This is a genomic window from Sandaracinobacteroides hominis (assembly GCF_016464365.1).
In the GTDB taxonomy this organism is placed as follows: Bacteria; Pseudomonadota; Alphaproteobacteria; order Sphingomonadales; family Sphingomonadaceae; genus Sandaracinobacteroides; species Sandaracinobacteroides hominis.
In genome coordinates, this window is record NZ_JADCUC010000001.1 from 440,025 (window position 1) to 456,343 (window position 16,319).

The 16,319-nt window shown below is 64.5% G+C and carries 16 protein-coding genes; 9 read left to right on the forward strand and 7 right to left on the reverse strand.

The genetic code is table 11. The features are described 5' to 3' along the window. Window positions 1–34: 34 nt before the first annotated feature. On the reverse strand, window positions 35–1,639 hold the full coding sequence (locus IM784_RS02250) for a phosphoenolpyruvate carboxykinase (RefSeq protein WP_408015269.1): 1,605 nt from the start codon (window positions 1,637–1,639) through the stop codon (window positions 35–37). Between the two features lie 215 nt (window positions 1,640–1,854). On the opposite strand from IM784_RS02250, the gene IM784_RS02255 reads away from it, so the two are divergent. Genes IM784_RS02255 through IM784_RS02280 form a run of 6 tightly spaced genes read left to right on the forward strand, consistent with a single transcriptional unit; the run spans window position 1,855 to window position 6,237 of the window. Beyond that, window positions 1,855–2,571, forward strand: a complete 717-nt coding sequence (locus IM784_RS02255) for a response regulator transcription factor (protein ID WP_235976482.1) — start codon at window positions 1,855–1,857, stop codon at window positions 2,569–2,571. Window positions 2,572–2,574: 3 nt separating this feature from the next. After that, a complete protein-coding gene (locus IM784_RS02260; protein ID WP_199553649.1) occupies window positions 2,575–4,164 on the forward strand; it encodes a sensor histidine kinase in 1,590 nt (529 codons plus the stop codon). Beyond that, complete coding sequence (locus IM784_RS02265) at window positions 4,161–4,580, forward strand: HPr kinase/phosphorylase (RefSeq protein ID WP_199553650.1); 420 nt, start codon at window positions 4,161–4,163, stop codon at window positions 4,578–4,580. The genes IM784_RS02260 and IM784_RS02265 overlap by 4 nt, the downstream gene beginning before the upstream one ends. A 10-nt stretch (window positions 4,581–4,590) precedes the next feature. After that, on the forward strand, window positions 4,591–5,532 hold the full coding sequence (gene rapZ / locus IM784_RS02270) for an RNase adapter RapZ (RefSeq protein WP_199553651.1): 942 nt from the start codon (window positions 4,591–4,593) through the stop codon (window positions 5,530–5,532). Next, the gene (locus tag IM784_RS02275; protein WP_199553652.1) at window positions 5,532–5,936 is read left to right on the forward strand and encodes a PTS sugar transporter subunit IIA; all 405 of its coding nucleotides are present in this window, start codon (window positions 5,532–5,534) and stop codon (window positions 5,934–5,936) included. Before rapZ ends, IM784_RS02275 begins: the two co-directional genes overlap by 1 nt. A gap of 28 nt (window positions 5,937–5,964) precedes the next feature. Beyond that, the gene (locus IM784_RS02280; RefSeq protein ID WP_199554125.1) at window positions 5,965–6,237 is read left to right on the forward strand and encodes an HPr family phosphocarrier protein; all 273 of its coding nucleotides are present in this window, start codon (window positions 5,965–5,967) and stop codon (window positions 6,235–6,237) included. Between the two features lie 28 nt (window positions 6,238–6,265). Here IM784_RS02280 and IM784_RS17680 read toward each other — a convergent pair whose 3' ends face one another. Both IM784_RS17680 and bfr read right to left on the reverse strand, forming a co-directional pair. Then, on the reverse strand, window positions 6,266–6,358 hold the full coding sequence (locus IM784_RS17680; RefSeq protein WP_199553653.1) for a YjhX family toxin: 93 nt from the start codon (window positions 6,356–6,358) through the stop codon (window positions 6,266–6,268). A 36-nt stretch (window positions 6,359–6,394) separates the two neighbouring features. Further along, entirely contained in the window at window positions 6,395–6,874 is a 480-nt protein-coding gene (gene bfr, locus IM784_RS02290; RefSeq protein ID WP_199553654.1) for a bacterioferritin, read from the reverse strand. Window positions 6,875–7,045: 171 nt separating this feature from the next. Here bfr and ileS point away from each other — a divergent pair, with 171 nt between their 5' ends. Genes ileS through IM784_RS02305 form a run of 3 tightly spaced genes read left to right on the forward strand, consistent with a single transcriptional unit; the run spans window position 7,046 to window position 10,846 of the window. Then, complete coding sequence (gene ileS / locus IM784_RS02295; RefSeq protein WP_199553655.1) at window positions 7,046–9,907, forward strand: isoleucine--tRNA ligase; 2,862 nt, start codon at window positions 7,046–7,048, stop codon at window positions 9,905–9,907. After that, window positions 9,904–10,410, forward strand: coding sequence for a signal peptidase II (gene lspA, locus IM784_RS02300; protein ID WP_199553656.1), 507 nt, complete (start codon window positions 9,904–9,906; stop codon window positions 10,408–10,410). Before ileS ends, lspA begins: the two co-directional genes overlap by 4 nt. After that, entirely contained in the window at window positions 10,403–10,846 is a 444-nt protein-coding gene (locus IM784_RS02305; protein WP_199553657.1) for a DUF3035 domain-containing protein, read from the forward strand. The genes lspA and IM784_RS02305 overlap by 8 nt, the downstream gene beginning before the upstream one ends. 38 nt (window positions 10,847–10,884) lie before the next feature. Here the strand turns inward: IM784_RS02305 and IM784_RS02310 are convergent, their stop codons facing one another. From IM784_RS02310 to hflK, 4 genes are all read right to left on the reverse strand, one after another. Beyond that, window positions 10,885–12,405 (reverse strand): helicase HerA-like domain-containing protein, encoded by a 1,521-nt coding sequence (locus tag IM784_RS02310; RefSeq protein WP_199553658.1) that lies wholly within the window; start codon window positions 12,403–12,405, stop codon window positions 10,885–10,887. 63 nt (window positions 12,406–12,468) lie between these two features. After that, window positions 12,469–14,010 (reverse strand): DegQ family serine endoprotease, encoded by a 1,542-nt coding sequence (locus IM784_RS02315; protein ID WP_408015274.1) that lies wholly within the window; start codon window positions 14,008–14,010, stop codon window positions 12,469–12,471. A gap of 246 nt (window positions 14,011–14,256) precedes the next feature. Beyond that, a complete protein-coding gene (gene hflC / locus IM784_RS02320) occupies window positions 14,257–15,096 on the reverse strand; it encodes a protease modulator HflC (RefSeq protein ID WP_199553659.1) in 840 nt (279 codons plus the stop codon). Continuing rightward, the gene (hflK, locus tag IM784_RS02325) at window positions 15,093–16,178 is read right to left on the reverse strand and encodes an FtsH protease activity modulator HflK (RefSeq protein ID WP_199553660.1); all 1,086 of its coding nucleotides are present in this window, start codon (window positions 16,176–16,178) and stop codon (window positions 15,093–15,095) included. Before hflK ends, hflC begins: the two co-directional genes overlap by 4 nt. Window positions 16,179–16,319 lie beyond the last annotated feature (141 nt).

Sequence of the window (16,319 nt, forward strand, 5' to 3'; positions counted from 1 at the left end):
GCGGCACAGTCCTTGCCCAAGGTGTATGCGCGGCTCACGCCGCGCGGGGGGCGGCTTCGCGCACGCCCTGTTCCACATGTTCCTCGAACTGGGCGAAGTTCTCGACGAACATCCTCACCAGACCACGGGCCTTTTCGTCGTAGCTCGCCGGATCCGGCCAGGTGGTGCGGGGGTCGAGGATGCCCGGTTCCACGCCCGGCACGCTGACCGGTACATCGAAGCCGAAGAACGGATCCTTGCGGAATTCGGCGTTCTTCAGCGAACCGTCGAGCGCGGCGTTGAGGAGCGCGCGGGTGACCTTGATCGGCATGCGGCTGCCGGTGCCGCCGGTGCCTGCGCCGCCACCGGTCCAGCCGGTGTTGACGAGCCAGCAATCGACGCCGCCCTTGGCGATGCGTTCCTTCAGCAGATTGCCATAGACCGACGGGTGGCGCGGCATGAACGGCGCACCGAAGCAGGTGGAGAAAGTGGCATCCGGCTCGGTCACGCCGATCTCGGTGCCGGCGACGCGGGCGGTGTAGCCCGAGAGGAAGTGATACATCGCCTGATCCGGGGTAAGGCGGGCGATGGGGGGCAGGATTCCGAAGGCGTCGGCCGTCAGCATGATGATGTTCTTCGGCACCGGCCCCAGGTTGCTGGCGCTGGCGTTGGGGATGAAGTCGATCGGGTAGCTGCCGCGGCTGTTTTCGGCGAGGCGGTTGTCGTCGAGGTCAATCTCGCGCGTGACGGGATCCATCACAACATTTTCCAGCACCGTGCCGAAGCGCTTGGTGGTGGCATAGATTTCCGGCTCTGCCGTGGGCGAGAGGCGGATCATCTTGGCGTAGCAGCCGCCCTCGAAGTTGAAGACGGCGGTATCCGACCAGCCATGCTCGTCGTCACCGATGAGGGTCCGGCTGGCGTCGGCAGAGAGCGTCGTCTTGCCGGTGCCGGAGAGGCCGAAGAACACGGCGGTGTCGCCGTTCGGCCCTATGTTCGCCGAGCAGTGCATCGGCATCACGCCCTTTGTGGGGAGCAGGTAGTTGAGGATGCCGAACACCGACTTCTTCATTTCGCCGGCATATTTGGTGCCGCCGATCAGGATCAGCTTTTCGGTGAAGTTGACGGCGATCACCGTTTCGGAGCGCGAGCCGTGCTTTTCCGGGTCTGCGCGGAAGCTGGGCAGATCGATGATCGTGTATTCCGGCGCGAAAGATTCCAGCTCCGCAGCGTTCGGGCGCACCAGCAGCGTGCGGATGAACAGCGAATGCCAGGCGAATTCAGTGATGACGCGCACCTTCACCCGGTGCTCCGGCTGGGAGCCGCCGAACAGGTCCTGCACGAACAGCGTTTCTTTGGGCGCGAGCGCGGCGAGGAAATCTGCCTTCAGCGCAGCAAAGTGGGCCGGGTCCATCGGCTTGTTGGTCTTGCCCCACCACACGGTGTCGGCGGTCTCGGCGTCCTTCACGGTGAACTTGTCGTTTGCGGAGCGGCCGGTGTGCTTGCCGGTTTCGACAACGAAGGCGCCGTCCTTCGAAAGCAGGCCTTCGCCACGGTTCACGGCCAGCTCGATGAGCGGCGCCGTGCCGAGATTGCAGTGAAGCCGGGCGCTGGTTTTGATACCCTGCGCATCCAGGCCGATGCCGGTTGCCTTTGCCACTTGCTGTCCTTCCACCATTTTGTTTATCACATAATTATTATAACTTGGCGCTCAGCCATGCCGCTGTCGCATACGTATGCACAAATTCCCTACTCAAGCGAATCCGGGCTGTGAAGCACTGAGAAGATGTAGCTTTGGCGGGAACGGCGTTAGCAGCTATACGCCTTGGGCATGACCAGCTGTGCAGCCTATCCGACGAATGCGCCAAGATGGACATGAGCCAGGCGCCCGCGACCATCGCGCTGGTCGATGACGACCGCAATATCCTCACCTCTGTAAGCCTGGCGCTGCAGGCCGAGGGCTTCACGACTCGGGTCTATGCCGATGGGGCGGCCGGGCTGAAGGGGTGCATCGAGAACCCGCCGGATCTTGCCGTGGTGGATATCAAGATGCCGCGGATGGACGGCATGGAGATGCTGCGCCGCCTGCGGGAAAAATCCGACCTGCCGGTGATCTTCCTGACCTCCAAGGATACCGAGATCGACGAGGCGCTGGGGCTGGCAATGGGAGCCGACGATTATATCGGCAAGCCCTTCAGCCAGCGGCTGCTGATCGAGCGGATTCGCGCGGTGCTGCGGCGGACGGCGAACCGGCGCAACGGGGCGGCAGAGAGCGAACCGCCGGCCGAGCCGATCGTGCGCGGCAAGCTGGAGATGGACCCGGCCCGGCACCGGGTGCGCTGGGGCGGGCGCGACGTGGCGCTGACGGTGACCGAGTTCCTGATCCTGGATGCGCTGGCGCAGCGGCCGGGGTTCGTGAAATCCCGCGATCAGCTCATGGACGTGGCCTATGCCCATGACAGCTATGTCGATGACCGGACGATCGACAGCCATATCAAGCGGTTGCGCAAGAAGTTCCGGGTTGTGGACCATGATTTCAAGGCGATAGAGACGCTCTATGGAGTGGGCTACCGGTTCGATCAGGAAGACTGAGGCGTGAACGCGCCGATGCAGCAGAACTTGCGCTCGTCGCGTCGGGCTGCCGATCCGGGTTTTTCCGGCTGGCGGTCGCTGGTTACCCGGATCCTGGTCGTCAATCTGGTGGCGTTGCTGGCTCTGGCCGGCGCGCTTTTCTATATTGAAGGCTTCCGCAGCCGGCTGATCGAAACGCGCGAGCAGGAGCTGCTCCGGCAGGGCGAGATCATTGCCCAGTTTCTGGAAAATCAGGGGTTGCTGGCGGGGGCGCCGGCGATCCTGGATATTTCGAGCCCCAGGGGCACGCGAATCCGCCTGTATGACGCGGCGGGCAAGCTGATCGTGGACAATTGGTCGAACCCGAAGGTGCAGCGGTTCCAGCTGGTTGACCCGACGACGGCAGGGTTTCGCCGGCAGAGCGCCATCTTCATCGACCGGATCGTCGATTTCGTGACCGGTGAACCCGAGGCGCCGCCGATGCTGCAGGGCAGACAGGGCATCGCGGCGGATGCGCAGGACGTGCAGCGCGTGGCGGCTTCTGGAAAGGCGCACAGCTGGCCGCGGCAGACGGAGGACCGACTGGTGGTGCTGCATGCAGCCGTTCCGTTGCAGGGACCGGGGATGCCGCCTTCGCCGGTAGTGCTGCTGAGCGTGGATACGCCGGATGTGATCGATCTGGTGCGGCGGGAGCGCGCGGCCTCGTTCCTGGTGTTCCTGGCGGTGCTGGCGGTTTCGCTGACGCTCAGCGCCTATCTGGCGCGGACCATCGTGGTGCCATTGCGGCAGCTGGCACTGGCTGCGCACCGGTTTCGGCTGGGGCGCCAGCGCGATGTGGTGGTACCGCGCCTGCCTCATAGAAGAGACGAGATCGGTGGGCTCGCGCGGGCGTTGGCCGACATGACGGCGGCGCTGAGGCAGCGCATCGATGCGACCGAGGCCTTTGCCGCGGATGTCGCCCATGAGCTGAAGAACCCGCTGGCCAGCCTGCGCAGTGCGGTGGAGGCGCTGGGCAGTGTGAAGGATGCGAAGGCGCGCGCACAGCTGTTCGGGCTGATCGACGAGGATGTGCGGCGGATCGACCGGCTGATCACCGATATTTCGGCGGCATCGCGGCTGGACGCCGAATTGTCGCGCGCGCGGATGCAGCCGGTGGATGTGTCGCAGCTGGTTTCCGGCCTGCAGGCGGCGCAAACGGCGGCCGGGCCGTGGCGGAACGGTGTGGCGCTGAAAACGAAGCTGGCGCCCAAGGGCGAAACCCTCGTGTGGTCCGACGGCGATCGGTTGTTGCAGGTGCTCAACAACCTTATCGACAATGCGCTGAGCTTCTCGCCCGAGGGCGGGGAGATCGGGGTGGAGGTCTCCCGCCGGGGCAATGCGGTGGAAGTGCGGGTGACCGACCAGGGCCCCGGCGTGCCCAGGGAGGCGCGCGATGCGATCTTCGAGCGCTTCTATTCCGAGCGCCCGCGGCATGAGGATTATGGCAAGCACAGCGGGCTGGGGCTTTCCATCGCGCGCGCCATCGTCGAGGCTATGGATGGTCAGATCCGCGTGGACGACCGCGGGGATGGCAAGCCCGGGGCGGAGTTCACCATACGCCTTCCCGCGCTGTGAACCGCACCATCCACGCCACGGCCGTTTCGATCGGCGGCGCCGGCGTGCTGCTGCTGGGGGAGCCCGGGTGCGGCAAATCCGATCTGGCGCTGCGGTTGATCGACCGGGGGGCAAGGCTGGTGGCGGACGACCGGGTGATAGCGCTGGCGGAGGACGGCGAGCTGCGCCTGTCTGCGCCGGAGACGCTGAAGGGCCTGATCGAAGTGCGGGGTGTCGGGATCCTGGCGATGCCCTTCGAAACCGGGGTTCGTGCCTGCCTGGCGGTTCGGTTCTCGGAGCGGCCCGAGCGGTTGCCGGAGCGGGAGCTGCTGTTGGTGGAGGGGGTAAGCCTTCCGGCGCTGTGGCTGGCGCCGTTCGAGGCGTCCACGCCGATCAAAGTGGAACTGGCAGTGGCACAAGTCGCAGCACGCGGCTAGAATCCCCCGCATGACGGCAGACGCAAGGATCGATGAACCACCGCCTCCGGTGCTGGTGGTGACCGGGCTTTCCGGTGCGGGCAAGTCGACGGCGCTGAAGGCGCTTGAGGATGTCGGCTATGAGGCGGTGGACAATTTGCCGCTGTCGCTTCTGGGGCCCTTGCTTGCCGTGCCGGATGCCAACCGGCTGGCGATCGGCATCGATGCGCGGACGCGCGCCTTTGATCCGGAGCTGGTGCTGGACGCGATTGCCGACCATGCCATCAAGGGGCGTACCATCCGCATTCTGTATATCGATTGCGCCGGCAACGAGCTGGTGCGGCGGTTTTCGGAGACCCGCAGGCGGCATCCGCTGGCGCTGGACAGGCCAGCGGGCGATGGCGTGGCGATGGAACGCGAGATGCTGGCCGAGCTGCGGCGGGTAGCCGATGTGGTGATCGATACCACCGATTTCAGCACGAACGACCTGCGGCGGGCCGTATCCACGCGCTTTGGGGCGCCCGGCCACAAGGCGTTGACCTTGACGCTGATGAGCTTTGGCTATGCGCGCGGGGTGCCGCGCGACGCGGATCTTGTATTCGATATGCGATTCCTGCGGAATCCGCACTGGATGCCGGATCTGCGGGCGAAAACCGGCACCGACCGGGCTGTTCGCGCCTATGTGGAGGGCGATCCGGGGTATCGCGAGGCCTTTGCGGCAATAGTTGCACTTCTAACTATGCTGTTGCCCGGCTATGCGCGGGAAGGACGTGCCTATCTGACGGTGGCTTTCGGCTGCACCGGCGGTCGGCATCGGTCTGTTGCAGTGGCGGAAGCAGCAGGAGAGGCGCTGCGGGAAGCCGGATGGGTGAATGCGGTGGTGCACCGCGACCGGACGCACGGGCCGGAAGACGATGCGCTGGATGCGGATGGGCATGGCCCTCAGCAGGCCGGCGGAGAGAAAGGACTGTAATGATTGGGTTGGTTCTGGTCACGCATGGCAAGCTGGCGACAGAGTTCGTCGCTGCCATGGAACATGTGGTGGGGCCGCAGCAGCAGTGCCAGGCGGTCTGCATCGAGGCCAACGACGACATGGAAGAGAAGCGGGCCGAAATCGCCCGCGCGGCAGCCGAAGTGGACAAGGGCGCGGGCGTGATCCTGCTGACCGACATGTTCGGCGGGACGCCTTCCAACCTTGCGATCTCGCTGCTGGGGCGGCCGAACCTGGAAGTGATTGCCGGCATCAACCTGCCGATGCTGATCAAGCTGGCCAGCGTGCGCAAAGCCAAGAGCGTGGGTGAAGCCGTGGATATGGCGCAGGAAGCTGGACGAAAATATATAAGCGTTGCAAGCAGGTTGCTTGGAGAAGCTGCATAACCATATAAACAAGCCGGGGGTGGAGAGTTTGGACGCAGGACCTGTCACGCTACTGATTACGAACAAGCGCGGCCTGCATGCGCGGGCGAGCGCCAAGTTCGTGACGCTGGCAAGCCAGTTCGAATCGACGGTTACCGTTTCCAAGGACGGTTCCGAAGTGCTGGGCACATCGATCATGGGGCTGATGATGCTGGCGGCCGCGAACGGTGACCATATCGATGTGCGCGCCGAGGGCGCGGATTCGCGCGAGGCGCTGACGGCGCTGGTGGACCTGGTGCAATCGAAGTTCGGGGAAGAGTGACGCGGGAGGGATAGCCTCCCGCGCCTGTTTACCTGTTGTCGGGCTGGCTTCGCACCAGTTCCAGCCCGCGCCGGGTGATGCGATAGGGCTGCCCGCGATCCGCAGGTCGGGTCTTCGGCAATTCTGCGAGTTAAGGCTTTGCCTTAATCGCGGCCGCCTACGAGCCGGCCGCTTCCGACTGCAACTGAATATAGTTCTGCAGGCCCTGATCCTTGATCATCTGCAGTTGCGTCTCGAGGAAATCCACATGCTCTTCCTCGGCTTCGAGGATCTCCACGAACAATTCGCGGGTGCCGAAATCGCGGATGGAGTCGCAATAGGGAATGGCTTCCTTCAGCAGCACAAGCGCTTCGTTCTCCAGCGCCAGGTCCGCCTCCAGGATTTCCTGCACATTTTCGCCCAGGCGCAGGCGGTTCAGCGTTTGCAGGTTGGGCAGGCCGTCGAGGAAGAAGATGCGCTCCATCAGCTTGTCGGCATGCTTCATCTCGTCGATGGACTCATGATACTCGTACTTGGCGAGCTTCTTGATGCCCCAGTTGTCCAGCATCCGATAGTGGACGAAATACTGGTTGATGGCCGTCAGCTCGCCCTTCAGGACGGCGTTCAGATATTCGATTGCTTTCTTGTCGCCGCGCATAATCGCCTCATATTTCAGGAGTTGTCCGCGATATAGCGCTGTCTTTGATTAAAATCAAGGAAAATCAGATAGTTAGTTGCGAACGGCTTTGAATAGCATTCGCAAGTCCCTGAGGTGGACGGTTGTGCTGCAGGCTTGCCTGCCGATGGGGATGCTCTAAAGCGGGCCGCCATGACTGATGCATCCCCGGCGGCAGATTACCGCCACACCGTGTTCCTGCCCGAAACGGGCTTCCCCATGAAGGCCGGCCTTGCCGTGACCGAGCCGCGCCTGCTGGAGCGCTGGGCGGCGGACGATGCCCATGCGCGGCTGCGGGAGATCCGCACCGGCGCTGCGCGCTGGATCCTGCACGATGGCCCGCCCTATGCGAACGGCGACATGCACCTGGGCCATGCGATGAACCATATCCTGAAGGATCTGGTGGTGCGCACGCGGACGATGATGGGCTTCGACAGCCCCTATATCCCCGGCTGGGATTGCCACGGCCTGCCGATCGAATGGCGGGTGGAGGAGCTGAACCGGGCCAAGGGGGTGCAGAAGGGCGAGGTCGATTTCATCGCCTTCCGCCAGCAGTGCCGGGATTATGCCGCGCATTGGGTGGATGTGCAGCGCGCGCAGCTGAAGCGGCTGGGGATCTGGGGGGATTGGGATAATCCCTATCTTACCATGAATTTCTCGTCGGAAGCTGTGATTGCATCTGAACTGATGAAATTCGCCGAGACGGGGCAGGTCTATCGCGGCGCCAAGCCGGTGATGTGGTCTCCGGTGGAGCAGACGGCGCTGGCCGAAGCCGAAGTCGAGTATGACGACATCACCTCCACGCAGGTGGATGTGGCGTTCGAGATCGTGGAAGCGCCGAATGCGCCGGAGCTGGTGGGGGCGTTTGCGGTTATCTGGACGACAACGCCTTGGACGCTGCCGGTGAACCGGGCTTTGGCGTATGGGGCGGAAATCGAATATGTTGCTAGGCGATATACGCTGTCTACCCTGATTCCTACGCAGCCAAGAAGTTTAACGCACCGGCCGTCTGCACAACCGGATCCGAATATTGTCTATGTTCTCGCATCTGATCGTGTTGCCGAGTTTGACGAGAAGATAGAGTTAGCAGGCTACTTCTTTGACCAGGAGGTGTGGAGAGGCCACGGCCGAAATCTAGAAAATGCCGTCGCTTTACATCCTTGGAATCACCTTGGCGGATTCTTCGCCGAACCGCGCCGGCTGCTCGCTGGCGATTTCGTCACCACGGACGCCGGCACAGGCCTTGTCCACATGGCGCCGGATCATGGCGAGGACGATTTCTATCTGTGCAAGGCGCACGGCATCGACCCGAAATTCGTCGTCGGGCCGGACGGCACCTATCAGGCGGACTGGCCGGTTGTGGGCGGGATGCATGTCTATAAGGTGAATGCGCTGGACGGGCCGGTTTGCTCGGCGCTGCGCGAGGCCGGGGCCTTGCTGGCGGCGTCGGAAGACTACAAGCACAGCTATCCGCATTCGTGGCGATCAAAGGCTAAGCTGATCTATCGCTGCACGCCGCAGTGGTTTGTGGCGATGGACCGCGATCTTGGTGACAGCTCGACGCTGCGCGGGCGGGCGCTGAAGGCGATTTCGGATACCAGCTGGTATCCGAGCCAGGGTGAAAATCGTATCCGGGCGATGGTGGAAGGGCGGCCCGACTGGGTGCTGTCGCGCCAGCGCGCGTGGGGCGTTCCGATCACGCTGTTCGTGAAGAAGGGGACTGGCGATTATCTGCGCGACCCTGAGGTGAACGCGCGGATCAAGGCCGCCATCGAGGCGGACGGCGCGGATGCCTGGTGGACGCGCGACCCGCAGGAGTTCCTCGGCAACGCCTATGCCGCCGACGACTATGACCAGGTGACCGACATCCTCGATGTCTGGTTCGACAGCGGCTCGACCCATGCTTTCGTCACCGAAGCCCGCCTTGGGGCGGAGCAGGCCGATCTGTATCTGGAAGGCTCCGACCAGCATCGGGGCTGGTTCCAGTCCTCGCTGCTGGAAAGCTGCGGCACGCGGGGCAGGGCGCCCTACAAGGGTGTTCTCACCCACGGGATGACGCTGGACGACAAGGGCCGCAAGATGTCCAAGTCGCTGGGCAATGTCGTCGATCCGCAGACGATCATCCGCGAGTCCGGCGTTGATGTGCTAAGGCTGTGGGTGGCCTCCACCGATACGTCGGAGGACCAGCGCTTCGGCAAGCTGGCCATGCAGACGACGGTGGATGCCTATCGCAAGCTACGGAATACGCTGCGCTATCTGCTGGGTGCGCTGCACGGGTTTTCCGCTGATGAGGCGGTGCCGGCGGCCGACATGCCGGAGCTGGAGCGCTATGTGCTGTCGCGGCTGGCAGCGCTGGACGCCGAGGTTCGCGCGGCGGTGCATGTGCATGGCTATAACCGCATGATGGCGGCGATCACGAGCTTCGTGAACCTCGATCTGTCGGCCTTTTATTTCGATGTCCGCAAGGACAGCCTCTATTGCGATGCCCCCGGCAGCCTGACGCGGCGGGCCTATCGGACGGTTCTGGCGACGCTGTTCGATGCGCTGGTGGGATGGCTGGCACCCGTGCTGGTGTTCACCGCCGAAGAGGCGTTTGAGTATCGGCATGGAGCGGAGGCCGGTTCGGTGCATTTCGGCACCTGGCTGGAAATCCCGACCGATTGGCGCGACGAGGCGCTGGAAGCAAAGTTCGAACGGCTGCGCGAATTGCGGTCGGTCGTGACGCAGGCGATCGAGCCGATGCGGCGCGAGAAGCAGGTCGGATCCTCGAACGAGGTGCGCGTGCTGCTGCAGCTGCCGGAAGCGGCGGATGTGGCGCTGGTCAATTCGGTGAATTTCGCCGAGCTGTGCATCGTATCTTCGGTGGAGGCCGTGACCGGGGCCGAGCAGGTGCGGGTGACGATTTCCGATGACGCGCGTTGCGCGCGCTGCTGGCGCTATCTGCCGGATGTCATGCCGGAAACGCAGCTGTGCGGGCGCTGCACCGAAGCTGTCGATGGGAAGGCCGCGGCATGAAGGCGGTTGCCTATATCCTGGCCGCGATCGTGTTCGTGGTGGACCAGCTGGTGAAATATTGGGTGGTGAACATCGTCCAGCTGGAAACCCGGGTGAGTATTCCGGTGCTGCCCTTCTTTTCGCTGACCTGGGTGGAAAACCGCGGCGTTTCCATGGGGATGATGACGGCCGACACTGAGGTAGGCCGCTGGCTGCTGGTGGCGCTGACGGCGCTGATCGCCGTTGTCGTCGCCGTCTGGATCCGCCGGGAAAAGCAGTGGCCCGAGGCGCTGGCGCTGGGGCTGGTGCTGGGCGGCGCGCTGGGCAACATCGTGGACAGGGTGCGTTTCGGCTATGTAGTCGATTTTGTGCACCTCCATGCCGGACGCTGGTCATTCTATGTCTTCAACGTCGCGGATGCTGCCATTACAGTCGGCGTCGCGATCCTGCTGATCCGGGCGTTGTTCGGTCGTTCGGACAGCCCCGGTTCATCGAATTCCAGTGAAAGAGTGCGTGATGCATAAGGCCGTCTTCCTCCTTCTCCCCGCTGTGCTGCTTGCCGGCTGCAAGAGCAGCGATATCGCCGATCGCAAGCGGCCCGACGAATTCGCCATCGGCAAGCAGGCGCCGCTGGTGATCCCGCCGGATTATGCGCTGCAGCCGCCGCGCCCCGGTGCACCCCGTCCGATCGGAGCCGACAGCCAGCAGCAGGCGCTGGAAGCGCTGTTTGGCCCCGGCGTGCAGCTGCCGCCGAAGTCCGAGATCGAGAACAAGATGCTGAGCGATGCGAAGGCAGTTCGTACCGACACAGGCATTCGCTCGACTGCCGACGATGCCCCCGGGCCGAACGGCACGGCCGTCGTCGACAAGGGCAGCTTCCTGCGCGAACTGCTGGATGCCCCCGCCGGCACCCGCAACGCCGACATTGCCCGCGTGACCGTGGGCGGCACCGGCAACTGATCCGGTTGGCCGGGCGGTGATGCCCGGCCCCGATATGCTCAGCGTCGCTTGAAAAGGCTGCCGAGCAGGCCGCGGACCAGGCTGCGGCCGGCCTGTGTTGCCATGGCTGCTGCCGCGCCTACTGCGACCTTCTCCAGCTGGCCCATAGGCGAGGCCTTGTAGGCGCGGGCTGCTGCGGCGTCTTCCTTTGCCTTGGCGACATTTGCCTTGCGGGCTTCAATCTCGGCCTGTTCGGTAGCCTTGGCTTCGGCTGCGGCGTTGGCCTTGGTGGACAGCATTTCAAAGGCGGATTCGCGGTCGACCGTTTCCTCATACTTGCCCGCATATGGCGAGCTGGTGACGATCACCTTGCGCTCGCCATCGACCAGCGGGCCGCAGCGGGAGCAGGGCGGGCGGATCAGCACCCGCTCGACGGGAGAGGGGGCGCCGTCGGCCATCAGCAGCGAAACCAGCGCCTCGCCGGTTTTCAGCTCCAGGATTTCGCGCTCGACATTCACCTGTGGGTTGGGGCGGAAGGTGGTGGCTGCCGCCTTCACGGCCTTCTGGTCGCGCGGGGTGAAGGCGCGGAGCGCGTGCTGGACGCGGTTCCCGAGCTGGCCGGCGATGTCATCGGGGATGTCGATCGGGTTCTGGGTGATGAAATAGACGCCGACGCCCTTGGAGCGGATCAGGCGGACGACCTGCTCGATCTTGTCGAGCAGGGCCCTGGGCGCATCGTCGAAGAGCAGGTGGGCCTCGTCGAAGAAGAAGACCAGCTTGGGCTTGTCCGGGTCGCCGACTTCGGGGAGTTCCTCGAACAGCTCGGAAAGCATCCAGAGCAGGAAGGTGGCGTAGAGCTTGGGGCTGGCCATCAGCTTGTCGGCGGCGAGGATGTTGACCTGGCCGCGGCCGTCTTCGCCGACCGTCAGCAGGTCGGTGATGGCCAGTGCCGGCTCGCCGAAGAATCGGTCGCCGCCTTGCGATTCGAGGCTCAGCAACTGGCGCTGGATGGCGCCGACGGACTGGGCGGTGACATTTCCATAGGCCGTCGCCAGCTCCTTGGCATTGTCGGCGCAATAGACCAGCATCTGCTTCAGGTCCTTCAGGTCCAGCAGCAGCATGCCCTGATCGTCGGCGACCTTGAAGGCGATGGCGAGGACACCCTCCTGCGTTTCGTTGAGGCCGAGCAGGCGGGCGAGCAGCAGAGGCCCCATTTCGGAAACGGTGGTGCGGACAGGGTGGCCCTGTTCGCCGAACAGATCCCAAAAGACGACCGGGTTGTCCACATAGGTAAGTGGCGCGACGCCGAGGTCGGTTGCGCGAGCCTGGAAGGCTTCGTGGGTTTTGGACGTGGGCGAGCCGGGCATCGCCATGCCGGCAAGGTCGCCCTTCACATCGGCCATGAAGACCGGAACGCCATCCTTGCTGAAGCCTTCGGCCAGCACCTGCAACGTCACGGTCTTGCCGGTGCCGGTGGCGCCGGCGATCAGCCCGTGGCGGTTGGCGCGCTTTAACACCAGTGCCTGCGGATTTGCCCCGCCTGACTGTGCGCCGATGAAGAGTGTGTCGGTGTCCGCCAAAATTTGCCTCCGCTGCCTGTATCTTCGGTCAGGCTAGCGGAGGCATGGAACAGATAGAAGTGCTTACTGGATTTTCACGCCGATGAATCGGCCGGGCGTGTTCCCGCGCTGCACGAACATCAGCACCGTGTCGCGGCCGGCCTTGCGGGCGGCGCTGACGGCATTCGCGGCTTCCTGCGGGGTTTTCACCGGCTGCTGGTTCACCGAGACGATAATGTCGCCGCGCTGGATGCCTTCCTCGGCTGCGTTGGACGAGGGGTTCACCTTGGCGACCACCACACCCTGCACTTCGGCAGGCAGGCGGAGCTGCTGACGAATTTCCGGGGTGAGCGACTGCAGCGTCAGGCCGAGCGACTTGCGCGCGGCTTCGGCGCCGGGCTGGTCTCCGGCGGCGGGATCCGACGGCTCTACCTGCTCGGGCTGGCCGAGGAGCGAGGCTTCCGTCGGGCGTTCGCCGATGGTGGCCGTGAGCGTCATCCTCTTGCCGCCGCGCACCACCTCCACCGGCACGCGGGTGCCGATCGGGGTGTTGGCGACGATGTAGGAAAGGCTGTTGTCAGGCGTGACTTCCTGGCCGGCGACCTTCAGCACCACGTCGCCCTGCTGGATACCGGCGGCGCGCGCCGGGCCGGAGGGCTCAACCGCGGCGACGATTTCGCCGCGATCCTTGGGCAGGCCAAGCGAGGAGGCGATGGCCGGCGTCATGTTCTGGATCTGCACGCCCAGATAGCCGCGCTTCACCTTGCCGGTGTTGCGGAGCTGTTCGATGACAGGCTGGGCGAGTTCGGCGGGGATGGCAAAGCCGACGCCGACGTTGCCGCCGGTGGGCGAGAAGATCGCCGTGTTGATGCCGATTACATTGCCATTGAGATCGAACAGCGGGCCGCCGGAATTGCCCTGATTGATGGAGGCGTCCGTCTGGATATAGCGATCATAGGCGCCGCCGCCCTGGATGCCGCGATGCAGGGCCGAGACGATGCCCGCCGTGACGGTGCCAGAGAGGCCGAAGGGGTTGCCGATGGCGATCGCCCAATCGCCGGGACGGATGCCCATCGAATTGCCGAACTGCACATAGGGCAGGTTCTGGCCATCAATCTTCAGCACGGCGAGATCCGAGAGCGGATCGCGGCCGACAACGCGCGCCTTGTATTCGCGACGGTCTGACAGGGTGACGGTGATGGTATCGACCAGCTTCTGCCCGTCGCGGCCGGAAATCACATGGTTGTTGGTGACCACATAGCCGTCGGGCGAGATCAGGAAGCCGGAGCCGAGCGAGTTGGCTTCACGGGTGACGGGCTGGCCGTCCTCCGTCTGCTGCTCCTGGAAGCGGCGGAACAGTTCCTCCAGATTGGTGCCGGGGCCGAAACGCGGGAAGCTGCCGACTTCTACGCGCTGGGTCGTGGAGATGTTCACCACGGCCGGCTGCAGGCGGGCCGTGAGATCGGCAAAGCTGACGGGCGCGCCGCGCGGCGCCATCCCGGCGGGCCCGGCGGTGACCGGCGCGGCGGTGACCGGCCCGGCGGTGACCGGCGCGGCAACCGGGGCAGCAGGCACGGCCTGCGGGGCCGCGGTCTGGGCGAGGACCGGTATGGTGGCAGCGACCAGGGCAGCGACGCCGGCTGACAGGCCGGCCGTCAACCAGCGCGAGCGACTTTCGCCGCGGCCAGTCTGGCCTTCATTCTGCCCGGCAGACCGGTCTTGATTCAGTTGGGGTTCGAGCACCAGCAATCTCCGAAAGGACGAATTAAGTTGTCGCCTGTTGGGCGGAGCCAATTTAATGCCCGCTGAATGGTGCTTCCCACACGACGAGCCGTGTGGGAAGCCCCGTTCAGCTGAGTAGGCCGCGTGCCATCAGCCGCCGCGACGGCCCTGGAACTCGCGCAGGAATTCGTTCGACGGGCTCAGCACAACCGAGCTGTTCCCTTGCGCGAAGCTCTTCCGATAGGCTTCCATCGACCGGTAGAAGGCATAGAAGTCGGGATCCTTGCCAAAGCTTTCCGCATAGACGCGGGCGGCGTCTGCGTCGGCGGTTGCGCGGATGATCTGCGCTTCCTTTGCGCCCTGCGCGCGGATGGTGAGAGCCTCCTGCTGGCGTGCGGTGCGCATCCGCTCGAATGCGGCTTCGAGCGGGGTGCCCGGCGGAAGGTCTGCACGCTTGATGCGCACGTCGATGATTTCAGCTCCATAGGCCTTGGCCGAGCGGTTCACCGCCTCCTGGATATTGTCCATCGAACGGCCGCGTTCCGGCGACAGCAGCAAGTCGAAGCGTTGGGCGCCGAGCTCGTTGCGGATGCGCGAGGAAAGGATGCGCGAAAGCTCTTCCGAGAGGCGCTGCTCGTTTTGCACGGTCTGGTACATGCGGACCGGATCGACGATGCGGAAACGGGCATAGGCATCGACGACGAGGCGCAGCTGATCGGTGGAGAGCACCGTCTGCGGCGCAATGTCGAGGGACATGATGCGCTTGTCGATGAAGATGGCGTTCTGCACGAACGGCTTTTTCAGGACCAGGCCGGCGCCGGTCTGGCCGAAGGTTTCGCCCTTTTCGTAGGTGTTCACGGTCGCGACCGGGCGACCGATCTGCAGGATGATGGCCTGCTTGTCCTCGGGGACGCGGATCACCGAGAAAAACAGGAGGAGCAGGATGAGGGCGAGGCCGGCACCGCCGGCTATCAGGGTGCGCTGGGTCATTTCGCTGCCTCCTGCTCGGCGCGGGCTGCGGCATTTGCCTGTGCCCGGCGCTGCACTTCAGGAAGCGGCAGATAGGCCTGCACGCCCGGGGTCTCGATCACCGTCGTATCCACCTTGCCAAGCACATTTTCCATGGTTTCCAGATACATGCGTTTGCGGGTAACTTCCGGCGCCAAGCGATATTGTTCATACACCTTGTCGAAGGCGGCGGTAGCGCCGCCGGCCTGCGCCTGGATCTGCTGGGCGTAGGCGCGCGCCTGGTTGAGGAATTGCTGGGCGTCCTGCTGGGCGGCCGACACGTCCTTGAACGCTTCGTCGACGGCGCCCGGCGGGTCGGCCTTGTTGATGTCGACGCCCTGCACCAGGATACCGGCGCCATAGCTGTCGAGAATCTCCTGCACCCGTTCGCGCACCTGCTCTGCAATGGCGGCGCGTTCGGGGCCGATGGCGTTGTTGAGCGTGGAGCGGCCGACGACTTCGCGCATGGCGGATTCGGTGGCGTCGCGCACGGTGCCGCTCTGGTCGGCTATCTGGAACAGATAATCCTCGGCGTTCTTGATACGCCAGCGGACGGCATAGGCGATGTTGATGACATTGCCATCGCCGGTGATCATCAGATTTTCCGCGTCGCCCTCTGCATTGCCGATGGGAGTCGTCTGGATATCCTCGAACGGCACCTTGGTCACCAGATCGATGGGAGCAGGCAGCTTCAGATGGAAGCCGGGTGTTGCCGTGTGGGAGAATTTGCCGAGCCGGGTAACCACGGCGCGTTCGCCGGCGCCGACCTGATAGCCCGACGTGAGGGCGAGGAGTGCGAAAACAAGGCCGCCCGCCATCAGCCCCCAGGGAAGGTTGGGCCGGCCGCGTCCGCCGCCGCCACCGCCCGAGCCACCCGTTCCGCCGCCGAGGCCGCGGAGCTTTTCCTGGCTGCGGCGAATGAACTCATCGAAATCCGGGCTGCCGCTGCTGCGCTGGCGATCCTCGCCGCCGTTGCGCGGGCGGGGCGTATCGCCCCATGGGCTGCGCGGGCCGGAGCTGTTCTTGCCGGACTCGGGCTTGCCCGGCTTTCCGGGCTGATTCATGCCACCCCAAGGGTTGCGACGCTTTTCTCCTTCGCCGTCGCGGTCTGAACCATCATCATTGTTCCAGGGCATGTACGCCTTTCCCAAACCCCTCTGGCCGTCAGGCCGTGTACCGACACGCCAACCAGCCGGAAACTGGCC

Coding starts and splice junctions, on each gene's coding strand:
- IM784_RS02255 (WP_235976482.1), top strand. CDS start 1,855: ATGAGCCAGGCGCCCGCGACCATCGCGCTGGTCGATGACGACCGCAAT.
- rapZ (WP_199553651.1), top strand. CDS start 4,591: ATGACGGCAGACGCAAGGATCGATGAACCACCGCCTCCGGTGCTGGTG.
- IM784_RS02275 (WP_199553652.1), top strand. CDS start 5,532: ATGATTGGGTTGGTTCTGGTCACGCATGGCAAGCTGGCGACAGAGTTC.
- bfr (WP_199553654.1), bottom strand. CDS start 6,874: ATGCGCGGCGACAAGAAAGCAATCGAATATCTGAACGCCGTCCTGAAG.
- ileS (WP_199553655.1), top strand. CDS start 7,046: ATGACTGATGCATCCCCGGCGGCAGATTACCGCCACACCGTGTTCCTG.
- lspA (WP_199553656.1), top strand. CDS start 9,904: ATGAAGGCGGTTGCCTATATCCTGGCCGCGATCGTGTTCGTGGTGGAC.
- IM784_RS02305 (WP_199553657.1), top strand. CDS start 10,403: ATGCATAAGGCCGTCTTCCTCCTTCTCCCCGCTGTGCTGCTTGCCGGC.
- hflC (WP_199553659.1), bottom strand. CDS start 15,096: ATGACCCAGCGCACCCTGATAGCCGGCGGTGCCGGCCTCGCCCTCATC.
- hflK (WP_199553660.1), bottom strand. CDS start 16,178: ATGAATCAGCCCGGAAAGCCGGGCAAGCCCGAGTCCGGCAAGAACAGC.